Annotated in this window: 14 protein-coding genes; 10 read left to right on the forward strand and 4 right to left on the reverse strand. The window is 65.2% G+C overall.

Annotation, left to right across the window (positions count from 1 at the left end):
* Nucleotides 1–91 precede the first annotated feature (91 nt).
* From KVY23_RS03150 to KVY23_RS03160, 3 genes are all read left to right on the forward strand, one after another.
* The gene (locus KVY23_RS03150) at nt 92–2,650 is read left to right on the forward strand and encodes an aminotransferase class III-fold pyridoxal phosphate-dependent enzyme (RefSeq protein WP_230555251.1); all 2,559 of its coding nucleotides are present in this window, start codon (nt 92–94) and stop codon (nt 2,648–2,650) included.
* A gap of 426 nt (nt 2,651–3,076) precedes the next feature.
* Complete coding sequence (locus KVY23_RS03155) at nt 3,077–6,583, forward strand: DNA-directed RNA polymerase subunit beta (protein WP_230555252.1); 3,507 nt, start codon at nt 3,077–3,079, stop codon at nt 6,581–6,583.
* A gap of 96 nt (nt 6,584–6,679) precedes the next feature.
* The gene (locus tag KVY23_RS03160) at nt 6,680–10,636 is read left to right on the forward strand and encodes a DNA-directed RNA polymerase subunit beta' (RefSeq protein WP_230555253.1); all 3,957 of its coding nucleotides are present in this window, start codon (nt 6,680–6,682) and stop codon (nt 10,634–10,636) included.
* A gap of 120 nt (nt 10,637–10,756) precedes the next feature.
* Here KVY23_RS03160 and KVY23_RS03165 read toward each other — a convergent pair whose 3' ends face one another.
* Nucleotides 10,757–11,113, reverse strand: coding sequence for a DUF2568 domain-containing protein (locus KVY23_RS03165; RefSeq protein ID WP_075837619.1), 357 nt, complete (start codon nt 11,111–11,113; stop codon nt 10,757–10,759).
* Between the two features lie 13 nt (nt 11,114–11,126).
* Nucleotides 11,127–12,749, reverse strand: a complete 1,623-nt coding sequence (locus KVY23_RS03170) for a GMC oxidoreductase (RefSeq protein ID WP_230555254.1) — start codon at nt 12,747–12,749, stop codon at nt 11,127–11,129.
* Nucleotides 12,750–12,885: 136 nt separating this feature from the next.
* Here KVY23_RS03170 and KVY23_RS03175 point away from each other — a divergent pair, with 136 nt between their 5' ends.
* Nucleotides 12,886–13,839 carry an endonuclease/exonuclease/phosphatase family protein gene (locus tag KVY23_RS03175; protein WP_206509380.1) on the forward strand — a complete coding sequence of 318 codons (954 nt, stop codon included), beginning with the start codon at nt 12,886–12,888 and terminating at the stop codon, nt 13,837–13,839.
* On the opposite strand, the gene KVY23_RS03180 is transcribed toward KVY23_RS03175, so the two are convergent.
* On the reverse strand, nt 13,836–14,201 hold the full coding sequence (locus tag KVY23_RS03180) for a VOC family protein (RefSeq protein WP_206509382.1): 366 nt from the start codon (nt 14,199–14,201) through the stop codon (nt 13,836–13,838). The genes KVY23_RS03175 and KVY23_RS03180 overlap by 4 nt on opposite strands.
* Nucleotides 14,202–14,306: 105 nt before the next feature.
* Here KVY23_RS03180 and KVY23_RS03185 point away from each other — a divergent pair, with 105 nt between their 5' ends.
* Both KVY23_RS03185 and KVY23_RS03190 read left to right on the forward strand, forming a co-directional pair.
* Entirely contained in the window at nt 14,307–15,308 is a 1,002-nt protein-coding gene (locus KVY23_RS03185) for an MsnO8 family LLM class oxidoreductase (protein WP_206509974.1), read from the forward strand.
* Nucleotides 15,309–15,334: 26 nt separating this feature from the next.
* Nucleotides 15,335–15,538 (forward strand): hypothetical protein, encoded by a 204-nt coding sequence (locus KVY23_RS03190; protein ID WP_075837621.1) that lies wholly within the window; start codon nt 15,335–15,337, stop codon nt 15,536–15,538.
* A 1-nt stretch (nt 15,539) separates the two neighbouring features.
* Here KVY23_RS03190 and KVY23_RS03195 read toward each other — a convergent pair whose 3' ends face one another.
* A complete protein-coding gene (locus KVY23_RS03195) occupies nt 15,540–16,046 on the reverse strand; it encodes a histidine phosphatase family protein (RefSeq protein WP_230555255.1) in 507 nt (168 codons plus the stop codon).
* A 162-nt stretch (nt 16,047–16,208) separates the two neighbouring features.
* Here KVY23_RS03195 and KVY23_RS03200 point away from each other — a divergent pair, with 162 nt between their 5' ends.
* The 4 genes from KVY23_RS03200 to KVY23_RS03215 are packed head-to-tail and all read left to right on the forward strand — an operon-like array spanning nt 16,209 to nt 19,658.
* Nucleotides 16,209–16,739: a biotin transporter BioY gene (locus KVY23_RS03200; RefSeq protein WP_230555283.1), complete on the forward strand. Its 531-nt coding sequence runs from the start codon at nt 16,209–16,211 to the stop codon at nt 16,737–16,739.
* Entirely contained in the window at nt 16,736–17,836 is a 1,101-nt protein-coding gene (locus tag KVY23_RS25070) for an AMP-binding protein (protein WP_230555256.1), read from the forward strand. The genes KVY23_RS03200 and KVY23_RS25070 overlap by 4 nt, the downstream gene beginning before the upstream one ends.
* The gene (locus KVY23_RS03210) at nt 17,833–18,981 is read left to right on the forward strand and encodes a thiolase family protein (protein ID WP_230555257.1); all 1,149 of its coding nucleotides are present in this window, start codon (nt 17,833–17,835) and stop codon (nt 18,979–18,981) included. The genes KVY23_RS25070 and KVY23_RS03210 overlap by 4 nt, the downstream gene beginning before the upstream one ends.
* Entirely contained in the window at nt 18,978–19,658 is a 681-nt protein-coding gene (locus KVY23_RS03215) for an energy-coupling factor ABC transporter ATP-binding protein (RefSeq protein WP_230555258.1), read from the forward strand. Before KVY23_RS03210 ends, KVY23_RS03215 begins: the two co-directional genes overlap by 4 nt.
* Nucleotides 19,659–19,671: the final 13 nt, after the last annotated feature.

A 19,671-nucleotide genomic window follows, 5' to 3' on the forward strand; every position in this document is an offset into this window, starting at 1 on the left:
GTCCCGATGTGGGGCGAGCTCTGGTTGCCCGAGATCGCCTCCGGGCCTCCTCGCGTGGCCGGAGGCGGTTTCGCGACGACAGGGAGTGCTCATGACCGACACAACCATCGGAAGACTTTCCACCCGGTTCGCTCCTGGCCGCAGGGGATATGCGGAGAAGGTCAATCCTGAACTGTTTCGACTGCTCGAGGCAGTCGATCTCGATATCGAGTACGTATCCGGCCGAGGCACCGAGCTCTACGACACGTTCGGGCGAACGCATCTCGACTTTGCGGGTGCCTACGGCGCACTGCCGTTCGGTCACGATCCGCAGTGCGTGTGGCGTGCGATCGACGCTGTGCGCGAGCGGAGCGAGGCCATTTTCGTGCAGCCTTCCGTGCTGCATCCTGCGGGTGAACTCGCCGAGAAATTGGTGGCAGTCGCTCCGCCAGGTTTGGGCAGGGTGACGTACGTCAACAGCGGCGCAGAGGCGATGGAAGTCGTGTTCAAGATTGCGCGCGCCGCGACCGGCAGGCTCGGTATTCTCAGTACCCGCAACAGTTTTCACGGAAAAACGCTCGGTGCGCTGTCGGCCACCGGGAACAGCAGATACCAGGTCGGCTTCGGGGCACCGGTCGACGGATTCGACACCATCGAGTTCGGTGACAGCGACGCCTTGGACGAGACGCTCCGCGCGTCGGGTGGACGCTTCGCGGTGTTCGTCGTCGAGCCCATTCAGGGCGAGGGAGGCGTCGTGACCCCGCCCGAGGGTTATCTGTCACGGGTGCGCGAGATCTGCTCGCGGCACGGCGTTCTCATGGCTGTCGACGAGGTGCAGACGGGATTGGGACGAACCGGACAGCTCTTCGCGTGTGATCACGAGGGGGTCGTGCCGGATATCCTGGCGCTCGCAAAGGCGTTGGGGGGCGGGGTACTTCCCAGTGGCGCGGTGCTGTGCAAGCCCGAGCTCGTGAACGAGAGCTTCGCGCTCCGGCACACGTCCACGTTCGCCGGCAATGCACTCACCGCACGTGTGGGTATCGCAGTCGTCGACGAACTCACGGCGCACAGTCAAGCGTTGGTGACGAGGGTCAGGGAGGTCGGCGAGGTTCTGAAGTTCGAGCTGCAGAAGCTGGCATTGAAGTACCCCTCCGTCGTCACCGATGTGCGTGGCCGCGGTCTGCTCCTAGGGGTGGAGGTCACCGAAGACATCAATTTCCTCGGCCGTCAGGGGCTGCTGGGATCGATCGCCGATCAGCAGAACCTCGCAGTGATGCTGTCCTCGTATCTGTCTCGGGTGGAGGGCATTCGCATCGCTCCGACCCTGTTCGGGGCGCGTGTCCTGCGGGTGGAACCGCCGCTGACGGTGACGGATTCGGAGTGCAGGCGACTCGTCGCGGCCCTGGACCGGGCGTTGGCCTTCGTGGCTGCGGGTGATCTCAGCGGTCTCGTCGGGCACCTGGTCGGCAGGGCGCCGGCGCAGGCACCGATGCAGGTGTCGAACGTGGGTCGGCGGCCGCCTGCCGTCCCCGCGCTGACGGGCGACAACAGGTTCGGCTTCATCGCGCATCCGTTGAATCTCGAGGTGTTCGAGGCATTCGACAGTTCGCTGGTCGATTTCTCGCACAGCGAGCGCGCGGAACTGCTGGACCGGTTCGCATCGGCCACCTCGGAGTTGAATCCGTCGCCGTTCGTCATCGGTAGCGGACGCATCGTGACAGCGCACCACGGCGCCGCCCACGGCAACCTCATCGGCATTCCGTTCACCTCGAAGGCTCTGTTGAAGTTGCCCGCCGACGCTGCGGTTGCTGCCGTGGCAGCGGCGGCGAATCTCGCCTTCGAACGAGGCGCAACGGTCGTTGGTCTCGGCGGGTACTCGTCGGTGGTCACCACTAACGGTCTGGCGCTGGGGGAGATGGCCGGAGTGCTGACGACGGGTAACTCGTTCACCGCGGCAGCGAGTATTCGCGCGGTGCGACGTGTGTGCGCGGAGCGTGGCATCGACCTGAGCGATGTCCGGCTGACCGTACTCGGTGCCGCTGGGGCGATCGGGCGGACCATCGCCCGCGCGTTGGCTCCCGATGTGGGCCACGTGACTCTCGTCGGACGTCCAGGCGAGCAGGGGCAGATCGCGCCCAAGCTGTGGGATGCGGCGGGAGAGATCGCGGCCGCAGCTCGCGGTGGCCGCGGTGGTTTGGCTGCTGCCGCGGCGGGCGGGTCCGTCGACGACTTGGTCGCGTCGGGCCACCTCGAGTTCTTCGACGATCCGGCCGCGGGGGTGGCTCGCGCGCACATCGTGATCGCGGCCACCTCGGCTCCGCACGCGTTGATCGACGCCGCGGATCTCGCGCCGAACGCGATCGTCTGCGATGTCGCGCAACCGCCGAACATCCCGCACGATGTCGGACGGATACGACCCGATGTCACGGTGTTCGACGGCGGCATCGTGCGGCTGCCTGCCGGCTCGGATTTCGGTCTGGATTTCGGTCTTGCACCGGGTCTGACGTACGCATGCTTCGCCGAGACGATGTTGCTGTCGTTGTCCGGCGAGTTCGATCTGCGCAGTATCGGCACTGCTCTCGATACAGCCAATGTCGAGCGGCTCGGTGTACTGGCCGACCGGTACGGCTTCGAGTTGGCCGAAGCGACACGGTGGCGCGAGGCCGAGTAGCCCTGCTCACGGGTCGTAGCCGGGGGAGTTCTCCGGCTACGACCCGCTTCGAAAGGCCGAGCGAGTTCGCACTGTTCGGCCCTTTCCTCTTGACGCACGCGCGTGCAGGGGTCACTCTTGTCTCGAAAGCACCCCGCGGCGATCGGAATGCACCGGTCGCTGGGCCCGCGACACGCCGCTCTCATGGCCACGCCGGTCCTGATCTCGGGTGCTACTTTTGATGCCCCTGTTGCACTGTGTGCGCGTTTGGGGTACCTTTGGACGTTGCGCTGGCTGCCTCCTGTCCACCTCTCGATTGCTTGTCTGTAAAGCGTTTGCTTTGCCGATGTTGCAGTGGGGATTCGGTCTGGTCGCGACCAGCGAATTCGCCCCACATAAAGCAAGCAGATACAGCGGCGGTCGCACTGCACGAGCGGCCCGCGTGAGGTGCTGGAAGGACGCATCTTGGCAGTCTCTAGCCAGACCAAGGCAGTTGTCGGAACACCGGGAGCCCCGAGGAGGGTTTCGTTCGCGAATATTCGCGAGCCGTTGGAGGTACCCGGTCTCCTCGATGTACAAACGGATTCTTTCGAATGGCTGGTAGGTGCGCAGAGTTGGCGCGACCGTGCCGCCGCACGCGGAGACAGCAGTGTCTCCGGTGGTCTCGAGGACATCCTGACCGAGCTATCTCCCATCGAGGATTTCTCGGGCTCGATGTCGTTGTCTTTCTCCGATCCACGGTTCGACGAGGTCAAGGCCTCGATGGACGAGTGCAAAGACAAGGACATGACGTACGCGGCTCCGCTGTTCGTCACGGCCGAATTCATCAATAACAACACCGGTGAGATCAAGAGCCAGACGGTCTTCATGGGCGATTTCCCCATGATGACCGGCAAGGGCACCTTCATCATCAACGGAACCGAGCGCGTCGTCGTCTCGCAGCTCGTCCGTTCCCCCGGCGTCTACTTCGACCACTCGGTCGACAAGACGACGGAGAAGGACCTGCACAGCGTCAAGGTCATCCCCGGTCGCGGTGCCTGGCTCGAGTTCGACGTCGACAAGCGCGACACGGTCGGTGTTCGTATCGACCGTAAGCGTCGCCAGCCCGTCACGGTGCTGCTCAAGGCTCTCGGCTGGACCACCGAGCAGATCACGGAACGCTTCGGCTTCTCCGAGATCCTCATGGCCACCCTCGAGAAGGACAACACCGCCGGAACCGACGAGGCGCTTCTCGACATCTACCGCAAGTTGCGTCCGGGCGAGCCGCCCACGAAGGAGAGCGCGCAGACTCTTCTGGAGAACCTGTTCTTCAAGGACAAGCGCTACGACCTCGCTCGCGTGGGTCGCTACAAGATCAACAAGAAGCTCGGCCTCAACTCGGGTCAGCCCATCGTGGCGTCGACCCTGACCGAGGAAGACATCGTCGCCACCATCGAGTACCTGGTGCGTCTGCACGGCGGTGACACGTCGATGACGGCTCCCGGTGGCGTCGAGGTTCCCGTCGAGGTCGACGACATCGACCACTTCGGCAATCGTCGTCTCCGCACGGTGGGCGAACTGATCCAGAACCAGATCCGCGTGGGCCTGTCCCGCATGGAGCGCGTCGTTCGCGAACGTATGACCACTCAGGACGTCGAGGCCATCACGCCGCAGACCCTGATCAACATCCGTCCCGTCGTCGCGGCGATCAAGGAGTTCTTCGGAACCTCCCAGCTGTCGCAGTTCATGGACCAGAACAACCCGCTGTCGGGTCTGACGCACAAGCGTCGTCTGTCAGCTCTTGGACCTGGCGGTCTCTCTCGTGAGCGCGCCGGCCTCGAGGTCCGCGACGTGCACCCGTCCCACTACGGACGTATGTGCCCCATCGAGACCCCTGAGGGCCCGAACATCGGCCTGATCGGTTCGCTGTCGGTGTATGCGCGGGTCAACCCGTTCGGCTTCATCGAGACTCCGTACCGCAAAGTCGTCGATGGCAAGGTCACCGACGATGTCAGCTACCTCACGGCAGACGAAGAGGATCGCCACACGCTCGCACAGGCGAACGCGCTCATCGACGACAGCGGCCGCTTCACCGAGGACAAGATTCTCGTCCGTCGTAAGGGTGGCGAGGTCGAGTTCGTCTCGTCCTCCGACATCGACTACATGGATGTCTCGCCTCGCCAGATGGTGTCGGTCGCAACCGCGATGATTCCGTTCCTCGAGCACGACGACGCAAACCGTGCACTCATGGGTGCCAACATGCAGCGTCAGGCCGTTCCGCTGGTGCGGAGCGAGTCCCCGCTCGTCGGTACCGGCATGGAACTGCGTGCCGCTGTCGACGCCGGTGACGTCGTCATCAGTGAGAAGACGGGCGTCGTCGAAGAGGTCTCCGCGGACTACGTCACGGTCATGGCCGACGACGGCAGCCGCAAGACGTACCGGATGCGCAAGTTCGCCCGCTCGAACCAGGGCACCTGCGCCAACCAGCGTCCGATCGTGGACGAGGGGCAGCGCGTCGAGACCGGTCAGGTCCTCGCCGATGGTCCCTGCACCGAAGACGGTGAGATGGCTCTGGGCAAGAACCTGCTCGTGGCGATCATGCCGTGGGAAGGCCACAACTACGAGGACGCGATCATTCTGTCGCAGCGCCTCGTGGAAGAGGACGTTCTCACCTCGATCCACATCGAGGAGCACGAGATCGATGCCCGCGACACCAAGCTCGGTGCCGAGGAAATCACCCGTGACATCCCGAACGTCTCCGACGAGGTCCTCGCGGATCTCGACGAGCGCGGCATCATCCGAATCGGTGCCGAGGTTCGTGACGGCGACGTGCTGGTCGGAAAGGTCACGCCGAAGGGCGAGACCGAGCTGACCCCCGAGGAGCGCCTGCTGCGCGCCATCTTCGGTGAGAAGGCGCGTGAGGTTCGTGACACGTCGCTCAAGGTGCCGCACGGCGAGAGCGGGAAGGTCATCGGCATCCGCGTGTTCTCACGCGATGACGACGACGATCTGCCTCCCGGCGTCAACGAGCTCGTCCGTGTCTACGTCGCCCAGAAGCGCAAGATTCAGGACGGCGACAAGCTGGCCGGCCGCCACGGCAACAAGGGCGTCATCGGCAAGATCCTTCCGCAGGAGGACATGCCGTTCCTGCCCGACGGCACTCCGATCGACATCATCCTGAACACCCACGGTGTTCCGCGTCGTATGAATATCGGTCAGATCTTGGAGACCCACCTCGGGTGGATCGGCAAGACCGGCTGGAACGTACAGATCGCGGCGGACGGCACGAGGCCCGATTGGGCCGAGCGTCTGCCGGAGGAGATGCTCTCGGCACCGGCGGACAGCAACATCGCCACCCCGGTGTTCGACGGCGCCAAGGAGAATCAGCTGACCGGCCTGCTCGGCAGCACGATCCCCAACCGCGACGGCGAGCAGATGGTCGGCTCCGACGGAAAGGCCACCTTGTTCGACGGTCGTTCCGGCGAGCCGTTCCCGTACCCGGTGTCGGTGGGCTACATGTACATCATCAAGCTGCACCACTTGGTCGACGACAAGATCCACGCTCGTTCGACCGGGCCGTACTCGATGATCACGCAGCAGCCCCTCGGTGGTAAGGCTCAGTTCGGTGGTCAGCGCTTCGGTGAGATGGAGTGCTGGGCCATGCAGGCCTACGGCGCCGCGTACACGCTGCAGGAGCTTCTCACCATCAAGTCCGACGATGTCGTCGGGCGCGTGAAGGTGTACGAAGCCATCGTCAAGGGCGAGAACATCCCGGAGCCCGGTATCCCCGAGTCCTTCAAGGTGCTCCTCAAGGAGCTCCAGTCGCTGTGCCTCAACGTGGAGGTGCTGTCCTCGGACGGTGCTGCCATCACGATGGCCGACGGTGACGACGAGGATCTCGAGCGCGCCGCAGCCAACCTGGGTATCAACCTCTCCCGCAACGAAGCTGCGACCGTCGACGACCTAGCGCAGTAGTTCTCGGTCTGCCGGACCTGCTCAGCGCAGGTCCGGCAGGCGTTTTTCTCATTTGCTCTTCCAGCACAACACCCATAAACGGGGAAAGGAAGTTACGTGCTCGACGTCAACTTCTTCGATGAACTTCGCATTGGCCTTGCCACTGCGGACGACATCCGTCAGTGGTCCTACGGCGAGGTCAAGAAGCCGGAGACCATCAACTACCGCACGCTCAAGCCCGAGAAGGACGGCCTCTTCTGCGAGAAGATCTTCGGCCCCACCCGGGACTGGGAGTGCTACTGCGGTAAGTACAAGCGTGTCCGCTTCAAGGGCATCATCTGCGAGCGCTGCGGCGTCGAGGTCACCCGCGCCAAGGTTCGCCGTGAGCGCATGGGCCACATCGAACTGGCCGCACCCGTCACGCACATCTGGTACTTCAAGGGCGTTCCGTCGCGCTTGGGCTACCTGCTCGACCTGGCACCGAAGGATCTCGAGAAGATCATCTACTTCGCCGCCTACGTCATCACCACGGTCGACGACGAGCTCCGCCACAACGAGCTCTCGACGCTCGAGGCCGAGATGGAGGTCGAGAAGAAGGCCGTCGCAGATCAGCGCGACGCCGACCTCGAGGCCCGCGCGCAGAAGCTCGAAGCCGACATCGCCGAGCTCGAAGCCGAGGGCGCGAAGTCCGATGTGCGCCGCAAGGTCAAGGATGGTGGCGAGCGCGAGATGCGTCAGCTCCGTGACCGCGCGCAGCGTGAACTGGATCGTCTCGAGGAGATCTGGACCACCTTCACGAAGCTGACGCCGAAGCAGCTCATCGTCGACGAGCTCATCTACCGCGAGCTCATCGACCGCTACGGCGAGTACTTCACCGGCGCCATGGGTGCCGAGTCGATCCAGAAGCTCATGCAGACCTTCGACGTCGACGCCGAGGCCGAGTCGTTGCGCGAGACCATTCGTAGCGGCAAGGGCCAGAAGAAGCTTCGTGCGCTCAAGCGTCTGAAGGTCGTGGCAGCATTCCAGGCCGGGCGCAACTCGCCGATGGGCATGGTTCTCGACGCCGTTCCGGTCATCCCGCCGGAGCTTCGTCCGATGGTGCAGCTCGACGGTGGACGTTTCGCGACGTCCGACCTCAACGACCTGTACCGCCGTGTCATCAACCGCAACAACCGCCTCAAGCGACTGATCGACCTCGGCGCGCCCGAGATCATCGTCAACAACGAGAAGCGGATGCTGCAGGAGTCGGTCGACGCACTGTTCGACAACGGCCGTCGTGGACGTCCGGTCACCGGACCGGGCAACCGTCCGCTGAAGTCGCTGTCCGATCTGCTCAAGGGCAAGCAGGGTCGTTTCCGTCAGAACCTGCTCGGTAAGCGCGTGGACTACTCGGGCCGTTCGGTGATCGTCGTCGGTCCTCAGCTCAAGCTGCACCAGTGTGGTCTGCCGAAGCTGATGGCTCTCGAGCTGTTCAAGCCGTTCGTGATGAAGCGTCTGGTCGATCTGAACCACGCGCAGAACATCAAGTCGGCCAAGCGCATGGTCGAGCGTCAGCGTCCGCAGGTGTGGGACGTTCTCGAAGAGGTCATCGCCGAGCACCCTGTGCTGCTGAACCGTGCACCTACCCTGCACCGGTTGGGCATCCAGGCGTTCGAGCCACAGCTCGTCGAGGGCAAGGCCATCCAGCTGCACCCGCTCGTCTGTGAGGCGTTCAACGCCGACTTCGACGGTGACCAGATGGCTGTCCACCTTCCGCTGTCCGCGGAGGCTCAGGCCGAGGCTCGCATCCTGATGCTGTCCTCGAACAACATCCTCTCGCCTGCCTCGGGTCGTCCGCTCGCCATGCCGCGTCTGGACATGGTCACAGGCCTGTTCCACCTGACGCGTCTCGACGACGGTGCCATCGGTGAACGTGCCGATGCCAAGACCGACGTGGCCGAGTTCGGTGCGTACTCCAGCCCGGCCGAGGCTCAGATGGCTGTCGACCGTGGATCGCTCACGGTGCAGTCACTGATCAAGGTCCGGCTGACGCAGCAGCGTCCGCCGCGCGACATCGAGACCGAACGGTTCCCCGAGGGTTGGCGTCGCGGCGAGGCCTGGATCGCGGAAACCACTCTGGGACGCGTTCTCTTCAACGAGCTGCTCCCGGCGGACTACCCGTTCGTCAACGAGCAGATGCCGAAGAAGCGTCAGGCGACCATCATCAACGATCTCGCCGAGCGTTACCCGATGATCGTCGTCGCGCAGACCGTCGACAAGCTCAAGGACGCCGGCTTCTACTGGGCCACGCGTTCGGGTGTCACCATCTCGATCTCCGACGTGCTCGTGCCGCCGGAGAAGCCGCAGATCATGGAGACGTTCGAGGCTCAGGCCGATCAGATCGAGAAGAAGTACCAGCGTGGCGCCCTCGACAAGGTCGAGCGCAATTCCGCACTGGTCAAGATCTGGCAGGACGCGACCGAGCAGGTCGGTAAGGCCATGGAGGCGCACTTCCCCGACGACAACCCCATCCCGATGATCGTGAAGTCCGGTGCCGCCGGAAACATGACGCAGGTGCGGTCGCTCGCCGGTATGAAGGGCCTGGTGACCAACCCGAAGGGTGAGTTCATCCCGCGTCCGATCAAGTCTTCCTTCAAGGAAGGCCTGACGGTCCTCGAGTACTTCATCAACACGCACGGTGCTCGTAAGGGTCTGGCCGACACGGCGCTTCGTACCGCCGACTCGGGCTACCTGACGCGTCGTCTCGTCGACGTCTCGCAGGATGTCATCGTTCGGGAAACCGACTGTGGCACCGAGCGCGGCATCAACACGACCATCGCGGAGAAGCTGGCCGACGGCACGATGATTCGTGACGCTCACGTCGAGACCAGCACGTACGCCCGCACATTGGCGAGCGATGCGGTCGACGCGGACGGCAAGGTCATCGTCGCTCGTGGACACGACCTCGGCGATCCGGCCATCGACGCGCTGCTCGAAGCGGGCATCACGTCGGTCAAGGTGCGCTCCGTGCTCACCTGCACCACCGGTACCGGCGTCTGCGCCACCTGCTACGGCCGCTCGATGGCCACCGGCAAGCTCGTCGACATCGGTGAGGCCGTCGGTATTGTCGCCGCACAGTCCATCGGTGAGCCCGGCACCCAGCTGACCATGCGTACCTTCCACCAGGGTGGTGTCGCCGGAGATGACATCACCGGTGGTCTGCCTCGCGTGCAGGAGCTGTTCGAGGCACGTGTGCCGAAGGGCAAGGCTCCCATCGCGGACGTGTCGGGACGCATCCAGCTCGAGGACGGCGATCGTTTCTACAAGATCACCATCGTCCCGGACGACGGCGGCGAAGAGGTTGTCTACGACAAGCTCTCCAAGCGTCAGCGTCTGCGCGTGTTCAAGCACGACGACGGCACCGAGCGCCTGCTGGCGGACGGTGACCACGTCGAGGTCGGCCAGCAGCTGATGGAAGGTGCTGCCGATCCGCACGAGGTTCTACGTGTGATGGGTCCTCGCCAGGTGCAGATCCACCTGGTCAACGAGGTCCAGGAGGTGTACCGGTCGCAGGGTGTGTCGATTCACGACAAGCACATCGAGACGATCGTGCGCCAGATGCTCCGTCGTGTGACGATCATCGACTCCGGCTCCACCGAGTTCCTGCCCGGTTCACTGACCGAGCGCAGCGAGTTCGAGGCGTCCAACCGCCGCGTGGTGTCCGAGGGCGGCGAGCCCGCAGCCGGACGTCCGGTCCTGATGGGTATCACCAAGGCGTCGCTGGCGACCGATTCGTGGCTGTCGGCAGCGTCCTTCCAGGAGACCACTCGTGTGCTCACCGATGCGGCGATCAACACCCGCTCGGACAAGCTCATCGGTCTCAAGGAGAACGTCATCATCGGTAAGCTCATCCCGGCTGGTACCGGCATCAACCGGTACCGGAACATCCAGGTGCAGCCCACCGAGGAGGCACGTGCCGCGGCATACGCGGTGCCGTCCTACGACGATCAGTACTACAGCCCGGATGGCTTCGGAGCCAACACCGGTGCCGCAGTGCCGCTCGACGACTACGGTTTCTCCAACGAATACCGCTAGGCGACTTCGTCGCATGTGAGTGGAAGTACATAGCCCGCTATGTACTTCCACTCACATTGGAAAGCCCCGCAACCTCTTTCGAGGGTGCGGGGCTTTTCTCATCTCAGTAGGGTCCCGGAACTACAGCGTCGTGGTGCTCACCGGTGGAATCAGTGCGAGGGCATTGATGACCACCGAGAACACGGCGAAGCCCACCACGATGGACGTGCGCGCACCCGCGACGGCGAGGAGCACGGTGGCACCTCCGTAGAGTCCGAGCTTCACCACCCACACCATCGCCGGGATGTCGAACGTTGCCTTCGGCGCGGCGAAGAGCCCCCACAGCGTCGCGGCCGCGAGGACGGCGAGCACCGCAACCACCCAGCCGACGGTGCCGCGGCCGCTGAGTCGATACCCGGCGAATGCCAGTGCCGCAAGGATCATCAGTTCGTTGACGAAGAGCAGCAGACTCACGGTCCACACATACACGGTGGTCATCGAGATCGATTCTCTACTCTCCGTCGGCGATGATTTTTGCGATGTTGCGTTCCGCGAGGGCGGTGATGGTCAACGAGGGGTTCGCCGCGCCCGTGCTCCCGGGGATGAGCGCTCCGTCCACGACGTAGAGGCCGGGGTGTCCTTTGACGCGTCCGTAGGAGTCCGTGACGTCGCCGAGCACAGCACCGCCCAGGGGGTGGGCGGTGAACGTGTCGTCCACATCGCGGGTGAACGGCTCCGCCGAGACGACGGTGCGACCTGCCTGCGCCATCCTGTTGTTCACTGCACGCAGCGATTCGACGGTCTCGCGGCTGCCGCCCTTGGGCCAGGAGAGTGACATGGAGTCGGTGGCGGTGTCGAACCGGAAGTCCGCGCGCAGTGGGTCGATGGTCATCCCCAGAGAGGCGAGGAAGCCGAGGTCCGTGGGCACTCCCGGAACGTACCAGTTCTCCACTGTCAGTGGCAGATTGGTCTCGTCGGTGATTCGCGAAGCGCACGGCGACGCCTGCGAGACGGCCGCGATCGGGCCGAGGGAGCGGGTCATCGTGGCATCACCGTTGGTGCCCCAGCCCCGACCGACGAACTCGTTGAGATTGGCGAGAGCTCCCGTGGCCTGAGCGCGCATGAGGAGTTCGGTGGTGCCGATCGATCCGGCGCCGAGTACGAGCTTGTCGCATGTCAGAGTACGGATTTCGAGCACCTCGCCCTCGGGGGAGAGCCGTCGAACCTCGACGCGGTAGCGGCCCGAGGATTCGGTGCCGATGGAGGCGACCTCGTGGCTGTGGCACACACGCGCGCGACCGGTGGCCTCCGCCTGTGGGATGTAGTTCTGGGTGAGGTCGTGCTTGGCGCCGTTGGAGTTGCCGAAGGTGCTGGCGCCGACGGTCGCCGACGGTCGCGAGTGCCCAGATATCTCGTCACGCACGACATTCCAGTTCCAGTTGCCGTCCACGGGCTCGGGCGTGAAACCAGCGCGGCGGGCGTGGTCGTCCCAGACGCGTGAGTGCGTGAAGCTCGGACTGTTGTAGATGTCCGCGGGCATGATCGACGGCAGCAGCATCGAGCGCGCCTTCGGGTACCAGGTGCGTTCCATCTCGTCGTAACCGAGTCGGCCACCGAACGAGAGGTCGAAGTAGCGGCGATCGGGGGCGATGGTGACGCCGGTGTAGACAACCGAGCCACCACCGACGGCGGCCGCTCGCCACACGGACAGATTCTCGTAGCGGGTCGTATCGAGTACCCCGCCGAAGTAATCGACCGGTCCGACGGGAAGGCCGGTGATGTTGGTGAAGGAGGTCTGTCGCCAGAGACCACGACCGTCGGCGGTCATATCGGCGGTGAAGATCTCACGCCGAGGATCGCGCGGCCAGCGTAGGCCGCGTTCGAGGACGGTGACGTCGGTACCTGCCTGTGCGAGACGAAGCGCGGCAGCGCTGGCGCCGAAGCCCGAACCGATGACGATGACGGGGGTGTGATCGGGCGGGCGCGGCGGGTCGGCCCATAATTCCGGTACCAGTAATCGGATGGAGTCGACGCCGATGGGCAACGCTCCCGCGCGCCCGGCCGTCGCAAGCGGAGGAACGGTCAGACCGACCAGACCCGCAGCCGCCAGTTGAAGCAGTTTCCTACGTTTCACGTTGTGTATATCCCCTGCGCTCGAACCCGACTCGATCGTCATTGTTCCTTACCCGACCGAGGAAAAGCGACCGAGCGTCACTGAAACAGTGAAACCTCCCAGGCCCTCCACAGGTGGGGGTGACAGAATCACCGTGATGTACATCGTTATAGGTGCGGTTTTCGTGACGGCCGCGATCCTCGCCATCGCGGTCCACCTCGTCGACTCGACGCGCCAGAGCGTGCTGGTGGCCGGTGCATTGGCCCGCACCCCCATGTGGGCTTCCGTGCCCGGCACGGTGCTGCTCACGATCGGAGTGGGTTGGGTGGGGGCGCTCCTCGGCCTGGCCGTCATGGCGGCGGCAGCGTGGACGCAGTGGCCGCTCGTCGCGCGACGGTTCCGGGCGAAGGAATCGGTCCGGGACACAAACACGCTGGGCACGCCCTTCACCGTGCTGCACGCGAACATTCTGCTCGGCGGAGCCGACGCCGACGCCATCGTCGCACTGCTGGAGCGTCACCGCCCGGACGTTCTCACTGTCGTCGAGTTGACGCCGAGCGCGCACGAGAGGCTCCTCGCCGCCGGCCTGGCCGAGCATCTGCCGTACTCGTTCGTCAGTCTGGCGGGCGGCGGCGAAGGGTCGGGCATCTATTCGCAGCATCCGCTCGACGATGTGATGCGTCACGACGGCTATGCGGCCGAACAGCTCTCGGCCCGGGTCGAGGTGCCGGGTGGACCGACGCCGTTGGTCTTCGCGCTTCATCCGGTCCCGCCGTGGCCGCGATCACCGCAGGGGTGGGTACGGGAGTTGGCGTCGATCCGGCAGATGCTCGCGAAAATTCCAGCCGAGGACGGCCCCGTCATCGTCGGCGGTGACTTCAACGCGACTTTCGATCACAAGCTCTACCGAAACTTGCTGACGGGCTCGTACCGAGACGCGGCAATCGAGGTGGGCGCCGGCCATCTCGCGACCTACCACGCCGACATGCGGATTCCGCCGCTCATCGCGATCGACCACATCCTCGTGCGCGGGGCCGCCGTGACCGAGGTGGGTACCGTCGACCTGCCGGGTTCGGATCACCGCGGCCTCCGCGCCGCCCTCCTGCTCTAGGGCTTGGGCAGTTCTTGGACGGCCCACTCGTTGCCGTCGGGATCGCTGAAGAACACGAACTTGCCCCAACCGAGGTCTTCGACGGGAGCGATGTCCAAGCCTGCTGCGACCAGGTGGTCGCGGGCTTCGTCGACATTGTCGACGACGACGAGCATCCCCTCGACGCTGCCGGGCACTGCCTTGGTGATGCCCTTGCCGATGGCGATCGAGCACGCCGAACCCGGAGGCGTCAGTTGGACGTAGCGGATGTCCTCGGAAGGGCAGGCGTCGTGGTCGGCAACGAATCCGATGCCGGTGTAGAAGTCTTTCGCGCGGTCCACGTCCGAGACGGGAATCATGACGAGCTCGAGTTTCATGTCCATGCTGTTCTCCTCAGGTCGGTGTAGAACAACTATCTCGTCGATTGCGGACAGTTCCGGTCCTCGAACCCAAGAAATATGCGTCTCACAATCGAGGTTGTGGCAAGGGTGCTTCTCTCCATCCTCGATCGCTCCCGCACCCGTATCGGACTTCCGGACGCGGCTGCGCTGACGGCCACGATCGAGCGGGCAGCCCACGCGGAAATGTTGGGCTACCACCGCTTCTGGGTGGCCGAACATCACGGCGTTCCAGGTATCGCGAGCGGCTCGCCGCCGGTGCTGCTGGCCGCGATCGGCGCGAGAACCTCCCGCATCCGAATCGGGTCCGGCGGAGTGATGCTGCCCAACCATCAGCCGTTCGTCGTGGCCGAGCAGTTCGCGATGCTCGAAGCGCTCTACCGCGGACGCGTCGACGTCGGACTGGGGCGTTCGCTCGGATTCACCGAGCCTGTTCGCAAGGCCTTGCGTTCGGGCCGAGAAGAACCCGACGCCTTCGCCGAGGACATCGATGAACTACTCAGCTACCTGACCGGCACCGGCCCGGTGACCGTGCGGCCGGCAGTTCCGCCTGAATGGACAACGCAGCCGCCGATGTTCGTTCTCGCGACCGGGCAGGGTCTCGAAATCGCAGCGAAAGCCGGCCTGCCAGTGGTGGTCGGCGGTCCGATCCTGCAGGGTGACGGGGCCGCGCTCGAGCAGTACCGTCGCGACTTCCGATCGACCGAGCAGAACCCGCACCCCACCGTCATCGTCTCCCTGGACATCACGGTCGCTCGGACAGAAGAACGTGCCCGCGAGTTGGTGCTGCCGGAGGCCTGGGCGATGGCGCAGTCGAGGCAGACGGGGGAGTTCCCGCCCTTGACCTCGCCGCGGGATATCGACCTCGACGCGGCACCGGCCAGGATGCGCGAGCGCGTCGAGAAATCGATCGCGACAGGGTTGCACGGCACACCGGATCAGGTCGCCGACCGAGTAGTCGAGCTGATCCAGCGCACCGGCGCCGACGAGATTCTGGCCTCGACGTCCACCTACGACCGTGATGCACTGTTCGAGTCCGACGCCGCGCTGATCGATCTTTCGATGGCGTTGCGAGCTACTGTGGAGAAATAGACATACCGGACTGATGGAGGTTGGCGATGGCTGGCAAGAAGCTCGACAGAGTGCACGCGCAGACGGCACTCGAAACCGTCCGGGAGAACCCGGGCATCGCATTGATCGCGGCAGCGCCGGCGCTGGTCGTCTTCGCGGTCGTGTGGTGGCTCGCCGGGTTCGGAACTGCGCTGCTGCTACTCATCGCTCTGGGCGTCGTCGGCTTCGTCGTCGCGAAGGTCCGCAGCTGAGCTAGCTTTCTGCGCGGGGGATGCAGAAGTCTGTGATGGTGGCGGTGCCCGCCACCAGGTCCGCCCAGTCGCGGTCGGTGGTCAGCACGGCGAGTGCCGATGTGGGGAATCGATGCCGGATGGTTCGGGCCAGTTCCGAGTCGTCGTCCTCGGCCAATTCCAAGGCGGTCCAGGTTATTCCGGGTTCGTGCCCGACGACGAGCAGTGTGCTCACCTCGGAGTCCGTCAGCAGAATCTCCTCGATGATCTCGTCGGCCGACCCGCCGTAGATCTTTTTCTCGAAACGGGCAGCCCCGCCGAGGCCGGTGGCTGTGAGGGTTTCGCGGGTGCGTTGGGCCGTGGAGCAGAGCACCGCGTCGACGACGCCGACGTGCTCGGTGATCCAGGTCCCGGCGAGACCGGCTTCTCGTCGACCGCGCGGCGCGAGGGGGCGCTCGTGGTCCGGAGTGCCCTCGGGATACCCGGATTTGCCGTGTCGCATGAGGACGAGAGTTCTGGTCTTCTCCATACCTCCACCGTAAACGGTGTTGGCTCGTTGGCTACCGGGTCGGCTCACCTGCTACCTTGAACGCCGTTCAAGTTTTGACGACGAGGAGTCACGGTGGGCGCAGTGAAGCAATCAGTAGGCAAGAAGTCGATGGTCTCGAAGGTGCGGTTCTCTGCCCGAGACATGGCGCAGATCGCGGTGTTCGCCGCGTTGATCGCCGCTCTGGGGCTGCCCGGTGCCATCACCGTCGGTTTCAGCGGCGTCCCCATCACGTTGCAGACCCTCGGCGTCATCCTCGCCGGAGCCATCCTCGGCGCCCGCAAGGGCACCGCCGCCGTCACAGTGTTCATCGCGCTGACGCTGATCGGGCTGCCGCTGCTCTCCGGCGGTCGCACCGGACTCACCGCTCTGGCCGGTCCGAGCGCCGGATACCTGATCGGCTGGATCCCCGCAGCCTTCGTCATCGGACTGCTCACCGCGCGCATCCTGCCGAAGTATCCCCTCGCACTCGGCCTGCTGATCAACGCGCTCGGCGGCATCGTGGTCATCTACGTGTTCGGCACCATCGGGTTGCTGCTGCGCACCGACCTCGCGGTGTGGGCATCGATCTCGACCAACTTCGCATTCGTTCCCGGCGACCTGGCGAAGGTCGTCATTGCCACCGTCGTGGCGAAGAGCGTTCATCGCGCGTACCCGGGCCTCATCACCAAGTGAGGCTCGGCGGCTCGGGGCGGGACCCGGCGATCGACTGGGCCGGCACCGTGCTCACCTACGCCGAGTTCGACGAGGCAGTCGATCGCTGGCCCGCCGCGGCCGTGCACGACGCTTCGGAGCTGTCACCACCCGAGGCGCTCGTCTGTGTATTCGCCGCCGTCCGGCAGGGCGCCGTCGTCCATGTCGAAGATCCGGCCGCCCGGCCACACCGAACTTCCGTGCCCGACGGAGCGTTCCTGCTCGTCGGCACGTCCGGATCCACCGGTACCCCGCGACCGCTCGCGCGGACCGCCGCGTCGTGGACGAGCAGTTTCGAAGAATTCAGCTCCCTCGTCGGTCTCACCCCGGCCGACAAAGTCCTCGTGACGGGACCGCTGCACGCCACGATGCATCTCTTCGGCGCCGTTCACGCGCTGTGGCTCGGGGCCTGCGTCACCGACAACCCTGCCACTGCCACGGCAGCGCATGCCGTACCTGCAGTGCTCAGGAAGCTGCTCGGGACTGCACCCGATCTTCGAACGGTGATCGTCGCAGGGACGGCTCTCGATCGAGCCGCCGAGCAGCAAGCCGACGGTCTGAGAGTTGTCGAGTACTACGGCGCCGCGGAACTCTCCCTCGTCGCTGCCCGCGTCGTTCCGTCTTCACTGACCCTGTTGAAGGACGTCGAAGCCGAGGTCCGCGGCGGACTCCTCTTCGTACGCTCGCCGTACGCAGCGCTGGGGACGGACGAGTGGGTCGGCGTCGGCGATATCGCCGAGCTGGGCCCGGGCCGCGAACTCGTCGTACACGGCCGCGGGGATGCGGCCATCGACGTGGGCGGAACGACCGTCCTCGCCGAGGATGTCGAACGGGTCCTGGGTGATATCGACGGTGTCCGCGCCGCAGCGGCCATCGCCACTCCTCATGCCGTGCTCGGTGCGACGGTGACGGCGGTGATCGAACTCGAGCCGGGCGGACGCCTGGAGCCGATAAAGCAGCAGGCTCGAGCACGCCTGCAGAGCACAGCCCTGCCGCGGCGATGGACCGTCGTCGACGAGCTACCACGTACCGGCAGTGGCAAGATCGCCCGCGGCCGGGTGAAAGACTCGTATTCATGACCGCCGGCCCTAACGCGTTCGGTTCGAGTGCGATGCTCGTCGCTCCCTGGCGTACGCCCATCGGCAACGCCGGTCACGGCTTCGCGGCACTGACGACGACGGATCTCGCTGCCCCGGTCCTGGCCGCCACGCTCGCGACGCTGCGGGAGTCGGGGTGTGACGCGGACGTCGACGATGTCGTTCTCGGCAACTGCCTCGGGCCCGGCGGCGATCCGGCACGGGTATCGGCGTTGCGCGCCGGACTGGGCGCCGAAGTCCCCGGTGTGACGGTGGATCGACAGTGCGGTTCCGGGCTCGATGCGGTCATGCAGGCGGCGATGCGCGTACGCAGCGGCGAGGAAGAACTGATCCTTGGGGGCGGAGTGGAATCCGCCAGCACCGCTCCGTGGCGCTTCTGGCCGCCCGAGGGCGAAGCGGAACCGATCCGATACACGCGCGCGCCGTTCGCTCCGTCCGGTTTCCCGGACCCGGACATGGGTGTCGCCGCCGACGCTCTAGCGCAGGCCTGCGGGATCGGGCGGGAGCGGCAGGACGCGTACGCTGCCCGCTCGCACGCACTGGCGGCGGCGACGGATTTCACGGGTGAGATCGTGCCGGTCGCGGGCATCGAACGCGATCAACGTATCCGCCCCAACATGACGCAGGCTCGGCTCGCGCGGCTGCGTCCCAGCTTCACCGCCGACGGCACCGCGACTGCAGGGAACTCGTGCGGCATCTCCGACGGGGCCGCAGTGGTAGCGGTGACCTCGGAGGCTCTGGCGAAAGGCCTGCCGGCGCTGCGGGTACTCGGGTCGGCTGTGACCGGATCGGATCCAGCACTGCCCGGGCTCGGACCTGTCCCGGCGATCGAGAAGGTACTGCGCCGTACGGGAATCGCACTGTCCGATATCGGGATCGTCGAGATCACCGAAGCGTTCGCCTCGGTGGTGCTGGCGGTGTCCGACCGGTTGGGCATCGACGAGAACACCCTGTGTCCGCAGGGCGGCGCCATCGCGATGGGTCATCCCTGGGGTGCCTCGGGAGCCGTTCTGCTCGTTCGACTGGCGCATCAGATGCTCACCGAGAACGGCCCGGAACTGGGCCTGGCGGCGTGTGCAATCGGCGGCGGCCAAGGGATAGCGATGATCGTGGAGCGTGCGTGGTGAGTGAGATCGTGTTCGATTCGGTGCGCCATGCTTTCGGTGAGCGCGAGGTGCTGCGCGGGATCAGCCTGCGGATCACCGAGCGGCGAGTCGGCATCATCGGCTCCAACGGTTCCGGCAAGTCGACGTTGGCCCGCACCGTCAACGGACTGCTGGCACCCGATTCCGGCACCGTGACCGTCGACGGCGTCGACCCCGCGAAAAAGGGCGCCCAGGTTCGCAAGAAGGTGGGCTTCGTGTTCACCGACCCGGACACTCAGATCGTCATGCCGACGGTGGCCGAGGACCTTGCCTTCTCGTTGCGGCGGTCCGGACTGAGCAAGGTAGAGATCGCGGATCGGGTGCAGGAAATTCTGGTTCGATTCCAGCTCGCCGGCCATGCGGAGCACCCTGCTCACTTGCTCTCCGGAGGCCAGAAGCAGTTGCTGGCGATTGGCGCGGTGTTGATCCGCAGGCCCGAGGTCGTCATCGCCGACGAGCCGACCACTCTGCTCGACCTGCGCAATGCCCGCGTCGTGTCGCAGGCCCTCGACTCGATCGACCAGCAGGTCATCGTCGTCACCCATCAGCTCGCGCTGCTGGAAGGCTTCGAGCGTGTCGTCGTCATAGACGATGGGCTCGTCGCGTTCGACGGCACGCCGAGCGACGCTGTTCCCGCATACCGGGAGCTCGTCGAATGATCGGCCGTGTCAG

Origin of the sequence: Rhodococcus sp. I2R, from assembly GCF_020889545.1 — a bacterium.
GTDB lineage: Bacteria > Actinomycetota > Actinomycetes > Mycobacteriales > Mycobacteriaceae > Rhodococcoides.

Coding starts and splice junctions, on each gene's coding strand:
- KVY23_RS03150 (WP_230555251.1), top strand. CDS start 92: ATGACCGACACAACCATCGGAAGACTTTCCACCCGGTTCGCTCCTGGC.
- KVY23_RS03165 (WP_075837619.1), bottom strand. CDS start 11,113: ATGACCACCGTGTATGTGTGGACCGTGAGTCTGCTGCTCTTCGTCAAC.
- KVY23_RS03175 (WP_206509380.1), top strand. CDS start 12,886: ATGTACATCGTTATAGGTGCGGTTTTCGTGACGGCCGCGATCCTCGCC.
- KVY23_RS03180 (WP_206509382.1), bottom strand. CDS start 14,201: ATGGACATGAAACTCGAGCTCGTCATGATTCCCGTCTCGGACGTGGAC.
- KVY23_RS03190 (WP_075837621.1), top strand. CDS start 15,335: ATGGCTGGCAAGAAGCTCGACAGAGTGCACGCGCAGACGGCACTCGAA.
- KVY23_RS03195 (WP_230555255.1), bottom strand. CDS start 16,046: ATGGAGAAGACCAGAACTCTCGTCCTCATGCGACACGGCAAATCCGGG.
- KVY23_RS03200 (WP_230555283.1), top strand. CDS start 16,209: ATGGCGCAGATCGCGGTGTTCGCCGCGTTGATCGCCGCTCTGGGGCTG.
- KVY23_RS03210 (WP_230555257.1), top strand. CDS start 17,833: ATGACCGCCGGCCCTAACGCGTTCGGTTCGAGTGCGATGCTCGTCGCT.